Origin of the sequence: Symbiopectobacterium purcellii (genome assembly GCF_052050035.1) — a bacterium.
GTDB lineage: Bacteria > Pseudomonadota > Gammaproteobacteria > Enterobacterales > Enterobacteriaceae > Symbiopectobacterium > Symbiopectobacterium purcellii_A.
In genome coordinates, this window is the sequence record NZ_CP189882.1 from 3,216,599 (window position 1) to 3,232,457 (window position 15,859).

The following is a 15,859-nucleotide window of genomic DNA, read 5'->3' on the forward strand; positions in this document are numbered from 1 at the left end:
AAATGCAGCAGGGTGCCAAATGTCAATCTGACAGCACCCTACGCGAATTGATGTTATCAGGCGTGCTCGGCACGACGCAGCAAGGATAAACTATGTTAAGCATTAAGAATTTACACGTAAGCGTTGAAGGTAAGGCCATCCTGAACGGACTGAACCTCGAGGTGAAACCCGGTGATGTTCACGCGATTATGGGACCTAATGGCTCTGGCAAGAGTACGCTTTCTGCCACGCTCGCAGGCCGTGAAGATTATGAAGTGAACGATGGCACGGTAGCGTTCAAAGGGAAAGACTTGCTGGAATTAGATCCGGAAGATCGCGCCAGAGAGGGCATCTTTATGGCCTTCCAGTACCCGGTTGAGATCCCCGGTGTCAGTAATCAGTTCTTTCTGCAAACCGCCGTCAACGCCGTGCGTAAATATCGCGAGCAGGAGCCGCTGGACCGGTTCGATTTCGCTGATTTTATTGAAGATAAAATCAAGCTGCTGAAGATGCCGGAAGATTTGTTGACCCGTTCGGTTAACGTGGGTTTTTCCGGTGGTGAGAAAAAACGTAATGACATTCTGCAAATGGCAGCGCTGGAGCCAGCGCTGTGTATTCTGGATGAGACGGACTCCGGGCTGGATATTGATGCGCTGAAAATTGTGGCCAACGGCGTTAACGCGCTGCGTAATCAAGAACGTGCATTTATTATCGTGACGCACTACCAGCGTATTTTGGACTATATCCAACCCGATTATGTGCACGTGCTCTATCAGGGGCGTATCGTCAAATCGGGCGATTTTTCGCTGGTGAAACAGTTGGAGGAGCAAGGCTATGGCTGGCTTACCGACCAACAGTAATACGCTGGCTGAAAAACAGGCCAAAACGCTCCAGCAGTGGCAGGCGTTGTTTACTGCGTCACGCGCGGCCGATGCACCCAGTGCGCAACATCACTGGCAGGAAGTGATGCGACTCGGTTTGCCGGGGCGCAAACATGAGCATTGGAAATACACGCTGCTGGATGGGCTGCTGGCGCAGCAGTTCAGCGCGCCAGCAGCCGTAGCCCTTGATGACGATACGTTGGCGGCACACGCACTGGCGCTGGAATGTTGGCGCCTGGTGTTTGTTGATGGCGTCTTCAACGCGGCGTTGAGCGATGCGCAGTGGGGGCCTTACCAGATAGCGGTGAACGCGCCCCATGCAGCACCCACCGATCTGGCGGCCGTTCAACCCGAACTGTTTTTGCACCTGACGGAAAGTCTGGCGGAGCAGCACACGGCCATCCGTTTACCGACCGGATGTCAGGCGAAGAAACCGCTGTATATTCTGCATATCAGCAGTGGACAGTCTGCCAGCCTGAACATGGCACACCAGCGCCACCATCTGTATGTCGGGGCTGGAGCCAGCGCCGAGATTATAGAGCACTACGTCAGTGTGGATGACAAGGCGCACTTCACCGGTACGCGCCTGACGGTACATGCCGCGGCTAATAGCCAGGTAGAACACCTCAAGCTGGCGTTTGAGGCTGCCGCCAGTTACCACTTCGCCCACAACGATCTGGTATTGGAGCGGGATGCGCGCGTGAGCAGCCACAGCTTCTTGTTGGGGGCCGGATTAACCCGACACCACACCAGTGCACAGATTAACGGTGAAGGCGTCAACCTTTCTATCAATAGCCTGATTTTGCCTATTGGCAATGAAGTGTGCGACACCCGCACCTACCTTGAACATAATCAGGGCCACGGTGAAAGCCGCCAACTGCACAAGGCGATTGTCAGTGACAAAGCCCGGGCGGTGTTCAACGGCATGATCAAGGTCGCGCCGGGGGCATTGAAGACTGACGGACAGATGACCAACAACAACCTGCTGCTGGGGCGTCTGGCGGAAGTGGATACCAAGCCACAGCTCGAGATCTACGCTGATGATGTGAAATGCAGCCACGGTGCTACGGTTGGACGTATTGATGACAAGCAGATGTTCTACCTGCGTTCGCGCGGTATTTCACAGCAGGATGCACAGCAGATGATCATCTATGCGTTTGCCGCGGAATTGACGGAAGCGCTTAACGACAAGCTGCAAGCCGCGGTGTTGCAGCGTATTGCGTTGCGCCTGCCGAACGCGGCAGGAGTGACCCGATGAATTATCCGATTGAACGTATTCGCCGCGATTTCCCGGTGCTGGCGCAGCAGGTCAACGGGCAGCCGCTGGCATATCTTGACAGTGCCGCCAGCTCGCAGAAACCGCAGGCGGTGATTGACCGGGAAGTGGCGTTTTACAGTAATGAATATGCCGCGGTACACCGTGGCATTCATACGCTAAGCGCACAGGCGACCAGCGCGATGGAAGCCGTGCGTGAACAGGTTGCTCGCTATATCAATGCGGCCTCGGCGGAAGAGATCGTCTTCGTGCGTGGTACCACGGAAGCGATCAATCTGGTCGCCAACAGCTACGGCAGTGCTTTTATTCAAGCCGGTGACAATATTTTGATCACCGAAATGGAGCACCATGCCAATATCGTGCCCTGGCAAATGCTGGCTAAACGCCAAGGCGTTGAGCTGCGCGTGCTGCCCCTCACGGCGCAAGGCGCGCTGGATTTAAGCCAATTGGATACGCTACTGGATACGCGTACCCGCTTGTTGGCGTTGGCTCAGGTCTCGAACGTGCTGGGCACGGAAAACCCGCTGGAAACCTTGATTGCGCGGGCGCGGGCGGTTGGCAGCGCCGTGCTGGTGGACGGTGCGCAGGCGGTGATGCATCAGCGTGTGGACGTGCAGGTGTTGGACTGCGATTTTTATGCTTTTTCCGGCCACAAGCTGTACGGCCCCTCCGGTATTGGCGTGCTATACGCCAAGCATGCGCTGCTCAATGCTATGCCGCCGTGGGAAGGCGGCGGGGCGATGATTCGTGACGTCAGCCTGACGCAGGGCACCAGCTATGCCGATGCGCCGTGGCGCTTTGAAGCAGGTTCGCCCAACACGGGCGGGATCATGGGGCTGGGGGCGGCGTTGGATTATGTCACCACCATCGGGCTGGACGCGATTCACGATTACGAAACGGCGCTGATGCACTACGCGCTGGATGCGCTGAGTACGGTACCGGATATCACGCTCTACGGTCCGGCAGAGCGAAAAGGGGTGATTGCCTTTAACCTCGGCAAGCACCATGCCTATGATGTCGGCAGTTTCCTCGACCAGTACGGTATCGCCATTCGTACCGGCCATCACTGCGCGATGCCATTGATGGCTCATTATGGCGTGCCAAGTATGTGCCGGGCCTCATTAGCGGTTTATACTACCCGCGAAGAAATAGATCGGCTGGTTGCCGGACTTCAGCGTATTCATCGTTTGCTGGGAGGCTGATAAGCCTCCAAGCGCGCCCACGTATCCCCTTGTCTTTGTTTTCTGGTGTTGTCGCCAGGCGGTAATGGGATGGGCGTGCATATCAGCCTGTTGGGAGGAATTCATGGCAAGCTTGCCAGAGCCAGAAAAATTGTTGCGAAATTTTTCGCGTTGCAACAATTGGGAAGAGAAGTATCTGTATATCATTGAGCTGGGGGGGCGTTTAGACCCTTTGACAGAACAGTGGCGTCAACCCGAGAACCTGATTGCTGGATGTCAGAGTCAGGTATGGATAGTGATGACGCGTGATGAGCAGGGCCACCTGGTTTTTAGCGGTGACAGCGATGCGGCTATCGTCAAGGGACTGGTTGCCGTGGTCTTCAGCCTGTATCAGGCATTGACGGCACAGCAAGCACTGGCGCTTGATGTGCGGCCTTTCTTTGCGGAACTGGCGCTGAGCCAGCATTTAACGCCCTCGCGCTCACAGGGACTGGAAGCGATGCTGCGCGCCATTCGCGCCAAAGCGTCTACTCTGGCCTGATCCTGCTAACCAGCCCGTTTACAGCGGGCTGTTTCACTCAAACATGGCGTTTGCGCGCCGACCGCCTGGCTTTTCAGATTACCCCACTGGTTATTACCAGAAACTCCTTTTATTCTGTCGTGGTGCTTTGTCAAGAACTGCATATTAACACATTGATTAGCAAATAAAACCTGTGGGTATTTTTGGCATGCTACACTTGCAGAATCCGACGGAAGTGGTCGCATTCAGGCCCCGGCTGGTATCAATGGCAAACGAATAATAACGTCAACCTGTAGAGATTTTCGTATGAAGCGTATGTTTACATTTTTGGGTATGGTACTGGCGACCTACCTGGTAGGAAGCTCGGCGGTGAGCGCCACCGAATACCCATTACCCCCGTCTGGTAGCCGCCTGATCGGTGAGAACATTGCCTACCCGGTGCCGCATGATGGTCGGCCGCTGGAAGCTATTGCGTCCGATTTTAAAATCGGCTTGTTGAATATGCTGGAAGCCAATCCCGGCACCGATCCCTATTTGCCGACGCCGGCATCCACCTTGATCATCCCGACGCAGATGCTGCTGCCGGATACGCCGCGTGAGGGCATTGTCGCCAATCTGGCTGAACTGCGCCTTTACTATTATCCGAAAGGGAAGGGTACCGTTATCGTTTTCCCGATCGGTATCGGTCAGCAGGGGCGTAACACCCCGTTGATGGTGACGTCAGTCAGTGAAAAACGTGCTAATCCGACCTGGACGCCGACGGCTAACATCCGTAAGCGTTATCTGGAAGAAGAGGGCATCAAACTTCCGGAGGTGGTTCCTGCGGGACCGGATAATCCGATGGGGCTGCATGCCCTGCGTCTGGCGGCCCATGGCGGTGTCTATTTGCTGCACGGCACTAACGCTAATTTCGGTATTGGTATGCGTGTCAGTTCCGGCTGTATTCGTCTGCGTGCCGATGACATTGAATGGTTATTTAATAATGTGCCGGTAGGCACTCGAGTGCAGATCATTAATGACGCGGTGAAAACCTCGGTTGAGCCCGACGGCAAGCGTTATATTGAAGTGCATCAGCCGCTGTCTAAATCCTCCAAGGACGATCCGCAAACCATGGCAATCCCGCTGAATAAACAGATTCAGAGCTTTATCCATGCAGTGGAAACGGATAGCCAAATGGTGGGGGATGCGATTGTGCGCCGTTCCGGAATGCCGATTCTGGTCAGCGCTGGGCAAAGCGTCGAGCATTTTCAGGAACCTGCGTTAACAGCACCTGAAACGCATCAGGCGGCGCCAATCTCTTCAGTCAGTGATCGAGTAATTAACACATAAAACGCGCTCAGCGCTCGTTGAGCGCGTTTTAATGCCATTCTATGCCGCAAGCCGGAAATATCTTCCTTCAATGACAGATTGTATGAATCTTGTGACGTGCGTCAGCGGGTTGCGGGGGCGGTAACGACGTGTGCTGAATAAGCAAAACAGCAGGCAAAAAAAATGGCGCACACTGTGCGCCATTTTCACTACTTAACCAATTCTTACTTTTTGTAAGTACGAACTTGGTTGTCCAGACGCTGGTTAGCACGAGCTGCGTCATCTTTAGCAGCCTGTACATCAGCGCGGATTGCGTTCACGTCGCTGCTCAGTTGATCAACTTTAGCGTTCAGAGTCTGAACGTCAGAAGACAGTTGGTCAATTTTAGCATTGCTGGAGCAGCCTGCCAGCAGAGTAGAACCCAGGATTACCGCGCTCAGTACCAGTTTAGTACGATTCATTCTTAATACCCTCTAGATTGAGTTAATATCCATGTAGCGTTACAAGTATTACACAAAGCTTTTTCTAATGAGAATAAATTTTTGATGAGAAAGTGCTTAATTTTGATCGTTCGCTCAAAGAAGCAGCGAGTTTTACAGAGTAGTTAAAAAAGGAGTGAAAACAGCGGTATTTTATGATGCGAGTTGGAGATATATTCTGCGGAAATAGGTAGGCGGAAATAGCACTTATTTTCTGAGTGTAGTCGATTGATAACATAAAAATATAAAAAAAGCGCCATTTTTGGCGCTTTTTTACTATCGATCATTCACTCACGATCGAAAGTTGACTGGCTGCAACGCCCTTAACGGCAACAGCCAGTGGAAACGATCAGAGACGGTGCACGGATGCCGTGTTGGTCGTGCCACTGGAAACCAGTGCACCAGAAACCATGACCACAACATCACCCGGCTGTGCGTAACCGCTTTTCAGCGCCGCTTCTTTACCAATGCGGTAGAAGTCGTCGGTAGAAGCGATTTCGCTCACCAGCAGCGTATCAACGCCTTTGCTCAGCAACAATTGACGCGCCGTGATGGCATTGGTGGTCAGTGCCAGAATACGAGCGTGCGGGAAGTATTTGCGGATAGATTTCGCAGATTTACCGCCGCTGGTCGCTACCACGATTAACGGAGCATCCAGTTTTTCTGCGGTTTCTACTGCGCCGCGGCATACCGCTTCGGTGATGCGCATTTTGGCAGAGTCTTGCTGTGCATCCAGACGTGCATTCATTACCACGTCAGTGCGCTGGCAGATGGTTGCCATGATGGTGACGGCTTCCAACGGGTATTTCCCTTTGGCACTTTCGCCAGACAACATCACTGCATCGGTACCATCGATAATGGCGTTGGCCACGTCGCCGGCTTCTGCGCGGGTTGGGCGCGGGTTCTTGATCATGGAATCCAGCATTTGGGTGGCAGTGATAACCACTTTACGTGCTTTGTTGCATTTCTCGATCATCATCTTCTGCGCGAAGATAACCTCTTCAACCGGAATTTCCACACCCAGGTCGCCACGGGCAACCATGATGCCGTCAGACGCTTCCAGAATGTCGTCAAAGTTGTTCAGACCTTCCTGGTTTTCGATTTTGGAGATGATCTGAATGTTTTCGCCACCGTGCGCTTTCAGGTGTGCGCGGATCTCTTCAACGTCAGAACGTTTACGAATGAAGGAGGCCGCCACGAAGTCAACGCTTTGTTCACAGCCGAAAACCAAATCGCTCTTATCTTTTTCAGCCAGTGCAGGCAACTGGATAGATACGCCCGGAAGGTTCACGCCTTTCTTCTCGCCCAGGTCGCCGGTGTTCAGCACTTTACAGACTACTTCACCGTTGTTAATGGCGGTGACTTCCATACCAATCAGGCCATCATCCACCAGAACGGTGTTGCCGACGGACAGGTCAGTGGCGAAACCTTCGTAGGTGACCGCAACGCGTTCTTTGTAACCGATAACCGTTTGGTCAGTGGTGAAGGTAAAGGTCTGGCCTGCGACCAGGCTAACGTCCGCACCGTTTTTCAGTTTCATGGTACGGATTTCTGGCCCTTTGGTGTCGAGTAGAATGGCGGCTTGTTTACCAGTCTTCTCGATAACCGCGCGCATGTTTTTGATGCGCTGCCCGTGCTCAGCATAATCCCCGTGTGAGAAGTTAAGACGCATCACATTCATGCCTGCATTCAGCATGTTGGTCAGCATTTCCTCTGATTCGGTTTTCGGACCGATAGTACAAACGATTTTAGTCTTTTTCATACGAGTGTTTTCTACAAGTTGTGATGGATAAAAAATCATAAGTTCTCAGGCACCGGGTACGGGGCCGACGATGGGAATGTGTTTGCGAGTCCAGAGTGAATAATAATTGTAGCGGGTAACAATGAATGAAAGATGATGGGCGTGGCCTGTTACCACTGACGGTAAGCCGAGTGCGGGGATGTGCTGCAACCGTGTCGCTCTCCACCGGTAAAACGCATTTTTCAACCTTACGCGCGTCTCGGGGAGTTATGTTTGCAGTAACAGTGTCTAATCGTAGTCTTTTCGGCACGTCGATTTGCTGAAACCATTCAATGAAATAACGTTTCGTATTATAGTTATAACGAATGTGGAAACAAGATAATTACGCTGCTAATATAGCGCGTTTTATTGTGTTTGCGCAAAAAAACTAACGATTTTGTCATTTTCCCTCATTTTCTTTCTTTTTATTGCGCAACTGCACAGCGGTGGGTTTGCGCTGCGCCCTGTCGCTGCGCTCACTGGGCGCACGGGGAGTCTGCGGTAAACGACTGGTGCGATTATGCGCGATACCTGGGTGTGCCAGTGAAAAAAGGCCGTGTTTCTGTCTGGAAAACACGGCCTGAGTACGTTTCGTGTGGTTTTCTGCTCGTTGAACCTGAAGAGATTTGTTTACCGGTTTTCCAAACCGCGTGCCTGACGTTCCGTACGAATCTGGTTTTCATTATCACGCAGGTAACCATCGAGATGCATCAGGCCAGCACGCACCTGCTGCCATTGGTCTGCATACTGAGCTTTAGGTGTGGTAGGTTTAGGGTGAGCGGCATCCCATGCCAGCGCTTTGCCAATCGCAGCACGCCAGTCCTTGGGTGAACCACCCGCCCATTCATTGATGGCTTGTCCAAGGGTAGCATTAAGGGCATCCATTGCCTCAGGTTCACCATCGGGCGGCAGTTCGGGGTGGGCCAGTAAATGGTAGCGCCAGCGCAATTGGCCGACATAAAACCAGGTCACGGCTTCATCTTTATGGCCGGTTTCAAACAGTTGCTTGGCGTGCAGATAGAGCTCGCTGGGATGTTTTTTGGCTAAACTGTCATCCGTATCTTGTTGGGATGCAATTGTCATGGTGACATCCGTGGCAGCAGGCGCTGCATTGCGTATGCGGTGAGCGTTGCCAAAAGCAGGGTTGATAACAGGCGTTTCACGCTGACTCCAAAGAGATAGGAAAAACATGAGATTATCGCTAATCTGGCTTGAGTGAAACCGTAAATATACACCTATTACGCGCGTTATGAGTCGGATAATGGACCAATACCGCGATCTTCCTGATGTAAAAATGTTGCATATATAGCCAACCGACTTAAAAATGATTACATCCTATGCCCTGATATGCGGCAAAGAAGCATAGCTGGCTGTTATCAAAATAATGTCGCTTGGCTATACAATTAAAGACATGAAAAACACAGACACGTCTCAGGGCTGTACCAACCTCAAGCTGCGCCAGCTTACGCGGATGGTGACGCGACATTACGATCACTACGTTGCGACATGCGGGTTGAAAAATACCCAGTATGCGCTGTTGTCGTATGCTGTGAGCCTGGAGCCTGTCCGCCCCGTCGATCTGGCCCGACACATGCAAATGGATGCCTCTACGTTAACACGCAATATGCAGCCTTTGGTTGCGCAGGGATGGCTAACAATTTGTGCCGGGAATGACGCGCGCAGTCGCCGGATTGAAGTGAAGGCTGCAGGGCGGAAGAAACAGGCACAAGCGCAACGGGTGTGGCAGGAGGCGCAGTTGACGATCGTGGCACAACTGGGGGCTGAACGGGTGGCTGTGCTGCATCAACTGCTTGAAGAGTGCATTGATTGCCTTGATAACGGCGGCGAAGATGCCGCCGAGCCACCTCACCAATGCCCTTGATGCTGCCTGTCTTGAGAACTGACGGTGTTTACCTCACTTCGTGAACGTTAATCGTTAAAAAGGAAAGGTCCATGTCAGACAATATCTTGTTCACTCCCTTTACGTTGAACGGGTTGCAACTGCCTAACCGAATCGTGATGGCACCGATGACGCGCGGTATGGCGAAAGCGGGGATTCCTGGCGCTGAAAATGCGGAATATTATCGTCGTCGCGCACAAGGCAACGTTGGGCTGATCCTGACGGAAGGCACGGTGGTGAACCGTCCTGCTTCGCGTAATATGGCGGGCATCCCCTTTTTCCACGGTGACGCCGCGCTGGCCGGGTGGCAGGGTGTTGCCGATGCCGTTCATGCGGCAGGCGGTAAAATTGGCCCTCAAATTTGGCACACAGGCTCGACACGCGCGGGAGAGTGGGAGCCGGAAGCGCCAGTGGAAAGCCCTTCAGGGCTGGTTGGACCGGATACTCCGCGCGGTGTGGTGATGAGCGAGGAGGATATCGCTGACACTGTGTCCGCCTTTGCCCAAGCGGCAGCGGATGCCAAACGGTTAGGGTTTGATACGCTTGAACTGCACGGTGCACATGGTTATCTGATCGACCAGTTCTTCTGGCCGGGAACCAATAAACGTACCGATGCTTACGGCGGAGCAACCATCCGTGAGCGTTCTCGCTTTGCGGCGGACATTGTGCGTGCCGTTCGCGCGGCCGTTGGTCCTGATTTCCCGCTGATCCTGCGCGTCAGCCAGTGGAAACAGTAGGATTATAAAGCGCGTCTGGCAACCTCACCGCAAGAAATGACGGAGTGGTTGGCGCCGCTGGTTGAGGCGGGCGTTGATATTCTGCACTGCTCTCAACGTCGCTTCTGGGAGCCGGAGTTCCCGGAAATTGACGGCGAGCAGGGGTTGAATTTTGCCGGCTGGGCGAAGAAGTTAACCGGTGCTGCCACTATCAGCGTCGGGTCGGTGGGATTAAGCTCTGACTTCTTTGCTGCCTTTGGTGGTGAAGGATCGGGCGCGGCGGCTTTGGATAACCTGTATACGCGCATGGAGCGGAACGAATTTGATCTGATTGCCGTAGGGCGGGTTCTGCTTTCTGATGCGCACTGGGCAGAAAAAGTCGAGTCGGTCCAGACGGATTCTCTACGCGGATTTAATGCGGCTGATTTGGCCGTACTTGCCTAAAATACCGCTATGACAAAGGGAGCAATTGGCTCCCTTCGCAGACACAGCAATGAGGGGCGGCGCTTAACGTGCCGCTTCGTAGATCTTCTGACTCACTTCCGGCGTAATATCCGCGTGTTCACCCAGCGCCGTTATGCCGTGTTCTTTCAGTTTGGCAACCAGCGTCGGAATGGTGCTGCCATCCAATTGATAATCCGCCATGTGGGTTGGTACGCCCATTTTCTCGAAGAATGCGCGCGTGGCCGCGATAGCCCCATCAATGCGCTGTTCTTCGCTACCTTCACGCAAATCCCACACGCGTTCTGCATATTGCAGCAGTTTGGCACGCTTTTGCGCTTTTTTCGCTTGCAGCAGGCTAGGTAACACGATCGCCAGCGTTTGCGCATGGTCAAGCCCGTGCAATGCGGTCAAGTCATGGCCCATCATATGGGTAGCCCAATCCTGCGGTACGCCAGCACCAATCAACCCGTTCAGCGCCATGCTGGCACTCCACATCACGTTGGCCCGGACTTTGTAGTTTTCCGGTTCGGTCAGCGCGCGTGGGCCTTCTTCAATCAGCGTTAACAGCAAACCTTCAGAAAAACGATCCTGTACTTTGGCATCCACCGGATAGGTCAGGTACTGCTCAACGGCATGCACAAACGCATCGACAACGCCGTTGGCAACCTGGCGCGGCGGCAAACTGTAGGTAACGACCGGATCGAGTACGGCAAACAGGGGGAAGGTGTAGGGGGAGAAGAAGGGCAGCTTATCACCCGTAGTTTTACGACTGATAACAGCACCATTGTTAGATTCAGAACCGGTTGCTGGCAGGGTCAGCACGCAAGCCATTTTCACGGCATTGGTCACCTGTGCGCCGGTGGTTTCCAAAATATGCCAGGGATCTTGCGCGGCTTCATAGTGCGCAGCGGCAGCGATAAATTTGGTGATATCGGCGACGGAGCCACCGCCCACTGCGAGCAGAAAGTCGATGTCTTCGGCTCGTACTACCTCAACGGCTTTCATCAGCGTTTCATAAGACGGGTTCGGTTCGATACCGCCGAATTCACGCACATCACGGCCTTCCAGCGCCTGATAAACCTGATCCAGTACGCCGTTACGCTTAATGCTACCGCCACCGTAAGTGATGAGGATGCGCGCATCAGCAGGAATTTCTTTGCCTATTTCGGCAATTTTGCCTTCACCAAACAGAATTTTGGTCGGGGTATGAAGTGTGAAATTTTGCATAGGGTAATTATCCAGTTCAAGCCCCATTCCCAGTCGAAACGCAACAAAACGGTAGGGCATTATGCTGCCTGTAAGTGCGTTAAAAATACCTCATTTGGAGAACGATAACCCAGCGATTTTCGGCCTCGCGTATTGAGCAGGTGTTCGAGTGCTGCAACCTTGCGATGGGTGACATAATTGAAGTCCGTTCCCTTCGGGTAAAAACGCCGTATCAGTCCGTTAACATGCTGTTTCTTTAGGTTTTTAATGATTTCATCAAGTTTCAACCATTTGATACTTAACGATTTTAAGATGTTGTTTGATTTCACTCTCTATCATAGTATTTCACCATTACGACACCCGTTAAGGCACCTGTAATGGCTGGAATACTACTCACCGATAGTAAGATAAAAGGCATCAAACCCAAGGAATCGGCGTACTACGTTTGGCAGGCAATGGCCACTCGCGGCACTGGCAGGTTGGGAATAAAGGTGTACCCGTCTGGTCGTAAAGTTTTTGTGTACAAGTACCATAAAGATGGAGCTAGGAAGTTTTTGTCCCTAGGTGATTATCCCAATCTTTCACTGGCAGATGCAACAGCTAAAGCGCTGGAGGCTGCGGCTAATGTTTCAGCGCCAGAGGTGGTGGTTTTTAAACACGCGACGGTGCAACAGCTATTTAATGATTACATTGCAGATCAGAAGAGGCTAAAGCACCGCTCTTACGATAAAACAGATAATCGGCTTAAACAGGTGCTGTCCACAGGGTTTATCTCCCCTGATACGCCTGCGAAAGATGTGACGCCTGATCATGTGAAGAAGGTGCTTGCCGATTTTATCAAGAGGGGGGTGTTGGCAGGAGCTAATAAGGTTAGAACCAGCCTGCACGCAGTTTTCAATTTTGGGCTGTTTGCAGATAATGATCCGGCCAACATAAATGGCAAGATTAAGTACGGCCTTGAACGCAACCCTGTGTCTGTAGTTCCTGCACAGAAAGGCGCAGATAAAGCTTTGGATAGGTTCTTGTCGTGGGATGAGTTAACGCAATTGCTGCGGCTGCTGAATGTGGACGACATTGCATGCCCAATCAATCCTAACTTTTCTCGATTGGCTCTCTTGTGCTTGTATACAGGTGGCCAGCGCCCCTGGGAATTAATGACAAATACTCGCGATAATTGGGATAAAAAGGGCAAAACACTCACTGTGCCGCCGCATATTTCCAAAAATGGTGATTACCACGTTGTTGCTCTTTGCCCTTCAGCGATAGCTATTCTTGAAGCTCAAGAGCAGTTAAACCCAGATTCACCATTCCTTTTCCCTTCAAAGACAAAAGAAGGACATATGTTGTCTGCTGAATTCAGCAAACAGCTTCGCAAGCTATGCGCTAAAACAGAAATTTCAGCATTCACGCCAAGGGATATCAGAAGGACATTTAAAACGCTGGCGGGGGAAATGGGGATCAGTTCAGAGTTGCGTGATATCGTCCAGAATCATAAACGTCCGGGCGTATCACGCAAACACTATGATAGGTATGATTATTTAAAGGAAAAGCGCGAAGTGATCGCGTTGTGGGAAGCTAAGTTAAAAACGTTGGTGTAAAAAGCCCACCGTGACTCACGGCGGTAAACTTTATTGGTTCAGTGATTGTTGCTGAACCCAGGCTTCATATACGTGCTCAGGCCAACCTAGGAAGGTACCGCTGGCACTTTTTTGCGGAGCTGGAAATTCTTTCTTTCTTGCATACATCCGCCAAAGTGTAGGGTAACTTTTACCTGTTAGTTTGCACATTTCTTTGCGTCCAATATATCGTGTTGCCATCTTCAAATACCTCGCTTCTTCATGGCTTCAAGTAGGATATCCTGCACTTCGCGTTTTGAATCGTGCCGCTGCGCCGTTTGTCATGACTGCGAGTGGGTGGGGAATTTGTGAATCTCAGAAACGGTACAGTGAAGGTTGCAGACAGGGTGTGCAGTGATGAAGGTAATTTCAGGCTGTCATGTCGCAGCCTTGATTAACATGCTGGAACAGGTCGTAGAGGTTTGCCTTGCTGTTCGAGGATATCGATAACCTTTCGGTATCCGTTTCTCAGCCATTTTACGATTTTATCCAGTTGGGTTTCTTCCGGGTGATAGCTCCCCATGAGGGCAGCATGACCCGCGAATGCATAATTCATGGGTGCTCCTGTGATTATATTGCTATTTGGGTGTCGTACTTGGCGTGACTCATGGTTTTCCAACTCTGACCGTTATCTTTAGATAACATGCGCCAGTAGAGGGAGAGGCGTATTGATAAATAACCGGTTTGTCGTATGCGTCTTGCATGGATAAGTCCTTCACGGTATAAGCGCTTAAATAACTTCTCCCGCTCCCTTATCCTGTTAGGTATTTTAGGTTTCATTAGCCTTCTCCATTTGATATTTGATTAATGCCTGAGTTGCTCGACTGTGGCGACGACGGGCATTATGCAGTTCACGTTTTTTCTTGAGGAGGGCGATAAAATAGGGGTCAGTATGTTTAATAACACCTTCGTATTCTGACTTGTCCGGGCTGAGTCGTCCGCCATCAATGCCGGGGTCACCGTGCTCGCGGAGGCTTTGTTGAATAATTTAACCGTTTGATTTACATCTTCTTTAGTTAGAATGCATTTACAGAGAATGTATTTTGTTAGAACGACAAATCAAATAGTTAGCACAATAAAAAGCATTCCGAGAGGAAAAATTAGTCGTTGAAATTTTATAATGCTTATATAAATCAGTATCTTAAATTATTCAACAAAGCCGCGTGCATACGCCTTTACACGCCACTCATAAGGTTTGTTTTCTTCTTTTTGTGCGTCGTAGAGGAAATTACGCTCTGCCAGAAACAGATTTACCCCCATAATATTCACCCCGTTCAATTGCTTGCAGAACTGGACGGGCGTCATTCCTACTTGGAATAAGTTTTGTAGGCAATGAATCTTTTCTTCTTGCTTTTTGTTAACCAATGCCAGACGTTGCTTTTCCTCTGCAAGTTGGGCAGCGAGACGCAGTGCATCGGGGTATGTTTGCGGGATGGCGGGTTTCTTGGCTTGTTCTTCCAGTTCACGCCAGCGTTTGGCGACTTTATGGCGAAGTTCTATGCTGTACCCCATGACGAGCGTCATCGCTAGGTCTTGGTCAAGTAAAAATTCGTGATAGACGCGTCCTTTGCTGTCTTTGTAATCAGCCGAAAAGTCGGCCGATTGAATATTGAGCGCCTCGAACATTTTACGGCAGTCTTCCAGCACATGTTTATGCTGCTTTTCTGTCAATTCCGCAATTTCACGGCTGGACATGGTTAATTTTTGTGCAATGGTTAAATTTTGCATGAGTAAACCTCTCACAAGTTAATGTGATTAATGGAACCCCGGCACGATCCCGGGGCGGGATGATTAGTGAATGCGTCTGGCGCTGAGTTTTTCTAGCGCGTCGGGAATTTCGACAAAGCTCGTGGGCCTGTAACCCAGATCCGTTGCGATCCCTGCTGCGATAGAACGAAACGAGTTGGCTTTTCCGACGAATGCAAGCTTGCCGCCGAGTAAGTCATCCCAGATGGTGACTTGTACCCGGTAGCGGCAATCAGGTGTTTTGTGGCGGGTTGGTGCTGGCTGAACAGCAGAAGAGAGTCTGGCCTCCATGCGGTTAAACTCCGCGATGTAAGCTTCCTTGAACGCTGCTGCTTTTTTGCCGGTAAAGCCCATGACGAGGAAGACGAAACCGTCTTTGCTCATGGTATACATCGGGAGTTTGCGGCCTGTGCTGTCGGTGTATTCACTGGGCGTAAAATTGCGCTCAGTGAAATCCTGCGAGCATTCTAGGGATTCTATTTTGCGCAGAACGTCTTTATGAAGCTTGCGAAAGTAGGTTGCTACGTCTAGAGATGTGGTTACGGCTTTGCCGTCGTTGATAAATACACGAGGTTCTTCAGTGTGCAGGTTTTCTGCTAATGCTGGAAGGGCCATAGTAGCCTCCGATGGTTGTATTTAAACTATCCACCACCATGAGGTCTGAAACTCATATTTGGTGGTGAACTGAACGGGGTTCAGACTACCGGATACAACCAACCGGCGAGCCTTTCGGCTCCCCCATCCAGCCCACCATTGAAATGTGGCTAGATGTGCGACATAAAAAAACACGCTCGCGGCGTGTCATTCTGTCGCGGTTGTATCTGTCA

The 15,859-nt window shown here is 51.4% G+C and carries 17 protein-coding genes and 1 pseudogene; 8 read left to right on the top strand and 10 right to left on the bottom strand.

Annotated elements, in window-relative coordinates; all coding sequences use genetic code 11:
* Nucleotides 1–92: 92 nt before the first annotated feature.
* The 5 genes from sufC (at nt 93) to ACQGXV_RS22235 (ending at nt 5,166) form a co-directional block, all read left to right on the top strand.
* The gene (gene sufC / locus ACQGXV_RS22215; protein ID WP_440863155.1) at nt 93–839 is read left to right on the top strand and encodes a Fe-S cluster assembly ATPase SufC; all 747 of its coding nucleotides are present in this window, start codon (nt 93–95) and stop codon (nt 837–839) included.
* Entirely contained in the window at nt 814–2,118 is a 1,305-nt protein-coding gene (gene sufD, locus ACQGXV_RS22220) for a Fe-S cluster assembly protein SufD (protein WP_440863156.1), read from the top strand. The genes sufC and sufD overlap by 26 nt, the downstream gene beginning before the upstream one ends.
* Nucleotides 2,115–3,338, top strand: coding sequence for a cysteine desulfurase SufS (gene sufS, locus ACQGXV_RS22225; protein ID WP_440863157.1), 1,224 nt, complete (start codon nt 2,115–2,117; stop codon nt 3,336–3,338). Before sufD ends, sufS begins: the two co-directional genes overlap by 4 nt.
* A 103-nt stretch (nt 3,339–3,441) precedes the next feature.
* Nucleotides 3,442–3,858, top strand: coding sequence for a cysteine desulfuration protein SufE (sufE, locus tag ACQGXV_RS22230; protein WP_440863158.1), 417 nt, complete (start codon nt 3,442–3,444; stop codon nt 3,856–3,858).
* 285 nt (nt 3,859–4,143) lie between these two features.
* Nucleotides 4,144–5,166, top strand: a complete 1,023-nt coding sequence (locus tag ACQGXV_RS22235) for a L,D-transpeptidase family protein (protein WP_440863159.1) — start codon at nt 4,144–4,146, stop codon at nt 5,164–5,166.
* Nucleotides 5,167–5,369: 203 nt separating this feature from the next.
* On the opposite strand, the gene ACQGXV_RS22240 is transcribed toward ACQGXV_RS22235, so the two are convergent.
* From ACQGXV_RS22240 to ACQGXV_RS22255, 4 genes are all read right to left on the bottom strand, one after another.
* On the bottom strand, nt 5,370–5,606 hold the full coding sequence (locus tag ACQGXV_RS22240) for a major outer membrane lipoprotein (RefSeq protein WP_440863160.1): 237 nt from the start codon (nt 5,604–5,606) through the stop codon (nt 5,370–5,372).
* Between the two features lie 367 nt (nt 5,607–5,973).
* Nucleotides 5,974–7,386: a pyruvate kinase PykF gene (gene pykF / locus ACQGXV_RS22245; RefSeq protein WP_440863161.1), complete on the bottom strand. Its 1,413-nt coding sequence runs from the start codon at nt 7,384–7,386 to the stop codon at nt 5,974–5,976.
* A 648-nt stretch (nt 7,387–8,034) separates the two neighbouring features.
* Nucleotides 8,035–8,595 (bottom strand): hypothetical protein, encoded by a 561-nt coding sequence (locus ACQGXV_RS22250; protein WP_440863162.1) that lies wholly within the window; start codon nt 8,593–8,595, stop codon nt 8,035–8,037.
* A 127-nt stretch (nt 8,596–8,722) separates the two neighbouring features.
* Nucleotides 8,723–8,890, bottom strand: a complete 168-nt coding sequence (locus ACQGXV_RS22255) for a hypothetical protein (protein WP_440863163.1) — start codon at nt 8,888–8,890, stop codon at nt 8,723–8,725.
* A 27-nt stretch (nt 8,891–8,917) separates the two neighbouring features.
* On the opposite strand from ACQGXV_RS22255, the gene ACQGXV_RS22260 reads away from it, so the two are divergent.
* Together ACQGXV_RS22260 and ACQGXV_RS22265 are read left to right on the top strand one after the other, a co-directional pair.
* Nucleotides 8,918–9,286, top strand: coding sequence for a MarR family winged helix-turn-helix transcriptional regulator (locus ACQGXV_RS22260; protein ID WP_440863164.1), 369 nt, complete (start codon nt 8,918–8,920; stop codon nt 9,284–9,286).
* Nucleotides 9,287–9,357: 71 nt separating this feature from the next.
* Nucleotides 9,358–10,464, top strand: a pseudogene (locus tag ACQGXV_RS22265) (NADH:flavin oxidoreductase).
* A gap of 63 nt (nt 10,465–10,527) precedes the next feature.
* Here the strand turns inward: ACQGXV_RS22265 and yqhD are convergent.
* Both yqhD and ACQGXV_RS22275 read right to left on the bottom strand, forming a co-directional pair.
* The gene (gene yqhD / locus ACQGXV_RS22270; RefSeq protein ID WP_440867553.1) at nt 10,528–11,691 is read right to left on the bottom strand and encodes an alcohol dehydrogenase; all 1,164 of its coding nucleotides are present in this window, start codon (nt 11,689–11,691) and stop codon (nt 10,528–10,530) included.
* Nucleotides 11,692–11,750: 59 nt separating this feature from the next.
* Entirely contained in the window at nt 11,751–11,957 is a 207-nt protein-coding gene (locus ACQGXV_RS22275) for a hypothetical protein (RefSeq protein WP_440863165.1), read from the bottom strand.
* 90 nt (nt 11,958–12,047) lie between these two features.
* On the opposite strand from ACQGXV_RS22275, the gene ACQGXV_RS22280 reads away from it, so the two are divergent.
* Nucleotides 12,048–13,268, top strand: coding sequence for a tyrosine-type recombinase/integrase (locus ACQGXV_RS22280; protein WP_440863166.1), 1,221 nt, complete (start codon nt 12,048–12,050; stop codon nt 13,266–13,268).
* Nucleotides 13,269–13,680: 412 nt separating this feature from the next.
* Here the strand turns inward: ACQGXV_RS22280 and ACQGXV_RS22285 are convergent, their stop codons facing one another.
* The 4 genes from ACQGXV_RS22285 to ACQGXV_RS22300 form a co-directional block, all read right to left on the bottom strand.
* Nucleotides 13,681–13,842: a protease FtsH-inhibitory lysogeny factor CIII gene (locus tag ACQGXV_RS22285; RefSeq protein WP_440863167.1), complete on the bottom strand. Its 162-nt coding sequence runs from the start codon at nt 13,840–13,842 to the stop codon at nt 13,681–13,683.
* Nucleotides 13,843–13,856: 14 nt separating this feature from the next.
* Complete coding sequence (locus ACQGXV_RS22290) at nt 13,857–14,066, bottom strand: ParE family toxin-like protein (protein ID WP_440863168.1); 210 nt, start codon at nt 14,064–14,066, stop codon at nt 13,857–13,859.
* A gap of 366 nt (nt 14,067–14,432) precedes the next feature.
* Nucleotides 14,433–15,014, bottom strand: a complete 582-nt coding sequence (locus ACQGXV_RS22295) for a Rha family transcriptional regulator (RefSeq protein ID WP_440863169.1) — start codon at nt 15,012–15,014, stop codon at nt 14,433–14,435.
* A gap of 63 nt (nt 15,015–15,077) precedes the next feature.
* Nucleotides 15,078–15,647, bottom strand: a complete 570-nt coding sequence (locus tag ACQGXV_RS22300; protein WP_440863170.1) for a Rha family transcriptional regulator — start codon at nt 15,645–15,647, stop codon at nt 15,078–15,080.
* Nucleotides 15,648–15,859 lie beyond the last annotated feature (212 nt).

Coding starts and splice junctions, on each gene's coding strand:
- sufC (WP_440863155.1), top strand. CDS start 93: ATGTTAAGCATTAAGAATTTACACGTAAGCGTTGAAGGTAAGGCCATC.
- sufD (WP_440863156.1), top strand. CDS start 814: ATGGCTGGCTTACCGACCAACAGTAATACGCTGGCTGAAAAACAGGCC.
- sufS (WP_440863157.1), top strand. CDS start 2,115: ATGAATTATCCGATTGAACGTATTCGCCGCGATTTCCCGGTGCTGGCG.
- sufE (WP_440863158.1), top strand. CDS start 3,442: ATGGCAAGCTTGCCAGAGCCAGAAAAATTGTTGCGAAATTTTTCGCGT.
- ACQGXV_RS22235 (WP_440863159.1), top strand. CDS start 4,144: ATGAAGCGTATGTTTACATTTTTGGGTATGGTACTGGCGACCTACCTG.
- ACQGXV_RS22240 (WP_440863160.1), bottom strand. CDS start 5,606: ATGAATCGTACTAAACTGGTACTGAGCGCGGTAATCCTGGGTTCTACT.
- pykF (WP_440863161.1), bottom strand. CDS start 7,386: ATGAAAAAGACTAAAATCGTTTGTACTATCGGTCCGAAAACCGAATCA.
- ACQGXV_RS22250 (WP_440863162.1), bottom strand. CDS start 8,595: ATGTTTTTCCTATCTCTTTGGAGTCAGCGTGAAACGCCTGTTATCAAC.
- ACQGXV_RS22255 (WP_440863163.1), bottom strand. CDS start 8,890: ATGTCGCGTCACCATCCGCGTAAGCTGGCGCAGCTTGAGGTTGGTACA.
- yqhD (WP_440867553.1), bottom strand. CDS start 11,691: ATGCAAAATTTCACACTTCATACCCCGACCAAAATTCTGTTTGGTGAA.
- ACQGXV_RS22280 (WP_440863166.1), top strand. CDS start 12,048: ATGGCTGGAATACTACTCACCGATAGTAAGATAAAAGGCATCAAACCC.
- ACQGXV_RS22285 (WP_440863167.1), bottom strand. CDS start 13,842: ATGAATTATGCATTCGCGGGTCATGCTGCCCTCATGGGGAGCTATCAC.
- ACQGXV_RS22290 (WP_440863168.1), bottom strand. CDS start 14,066: ATGAAACCTAAAATACCTAACAGGATAAGGGAGCGGGAGAAGTTATTT.
- ACQGXV_RS22295 (WP_440863169.1), bottom strand. CDS start 15,014: ATGCAAAATTTAACCATTGCACAAAAATTAACCATGTCCAGCCGTGAA.
- ACQGXV_RS22300 (WP_440863170.1), bottom strand. CDS start 15,647: ATGGCCCTTCCAGCATTAGCAGAAAACCTGCACACTGAAGAACCTCGT.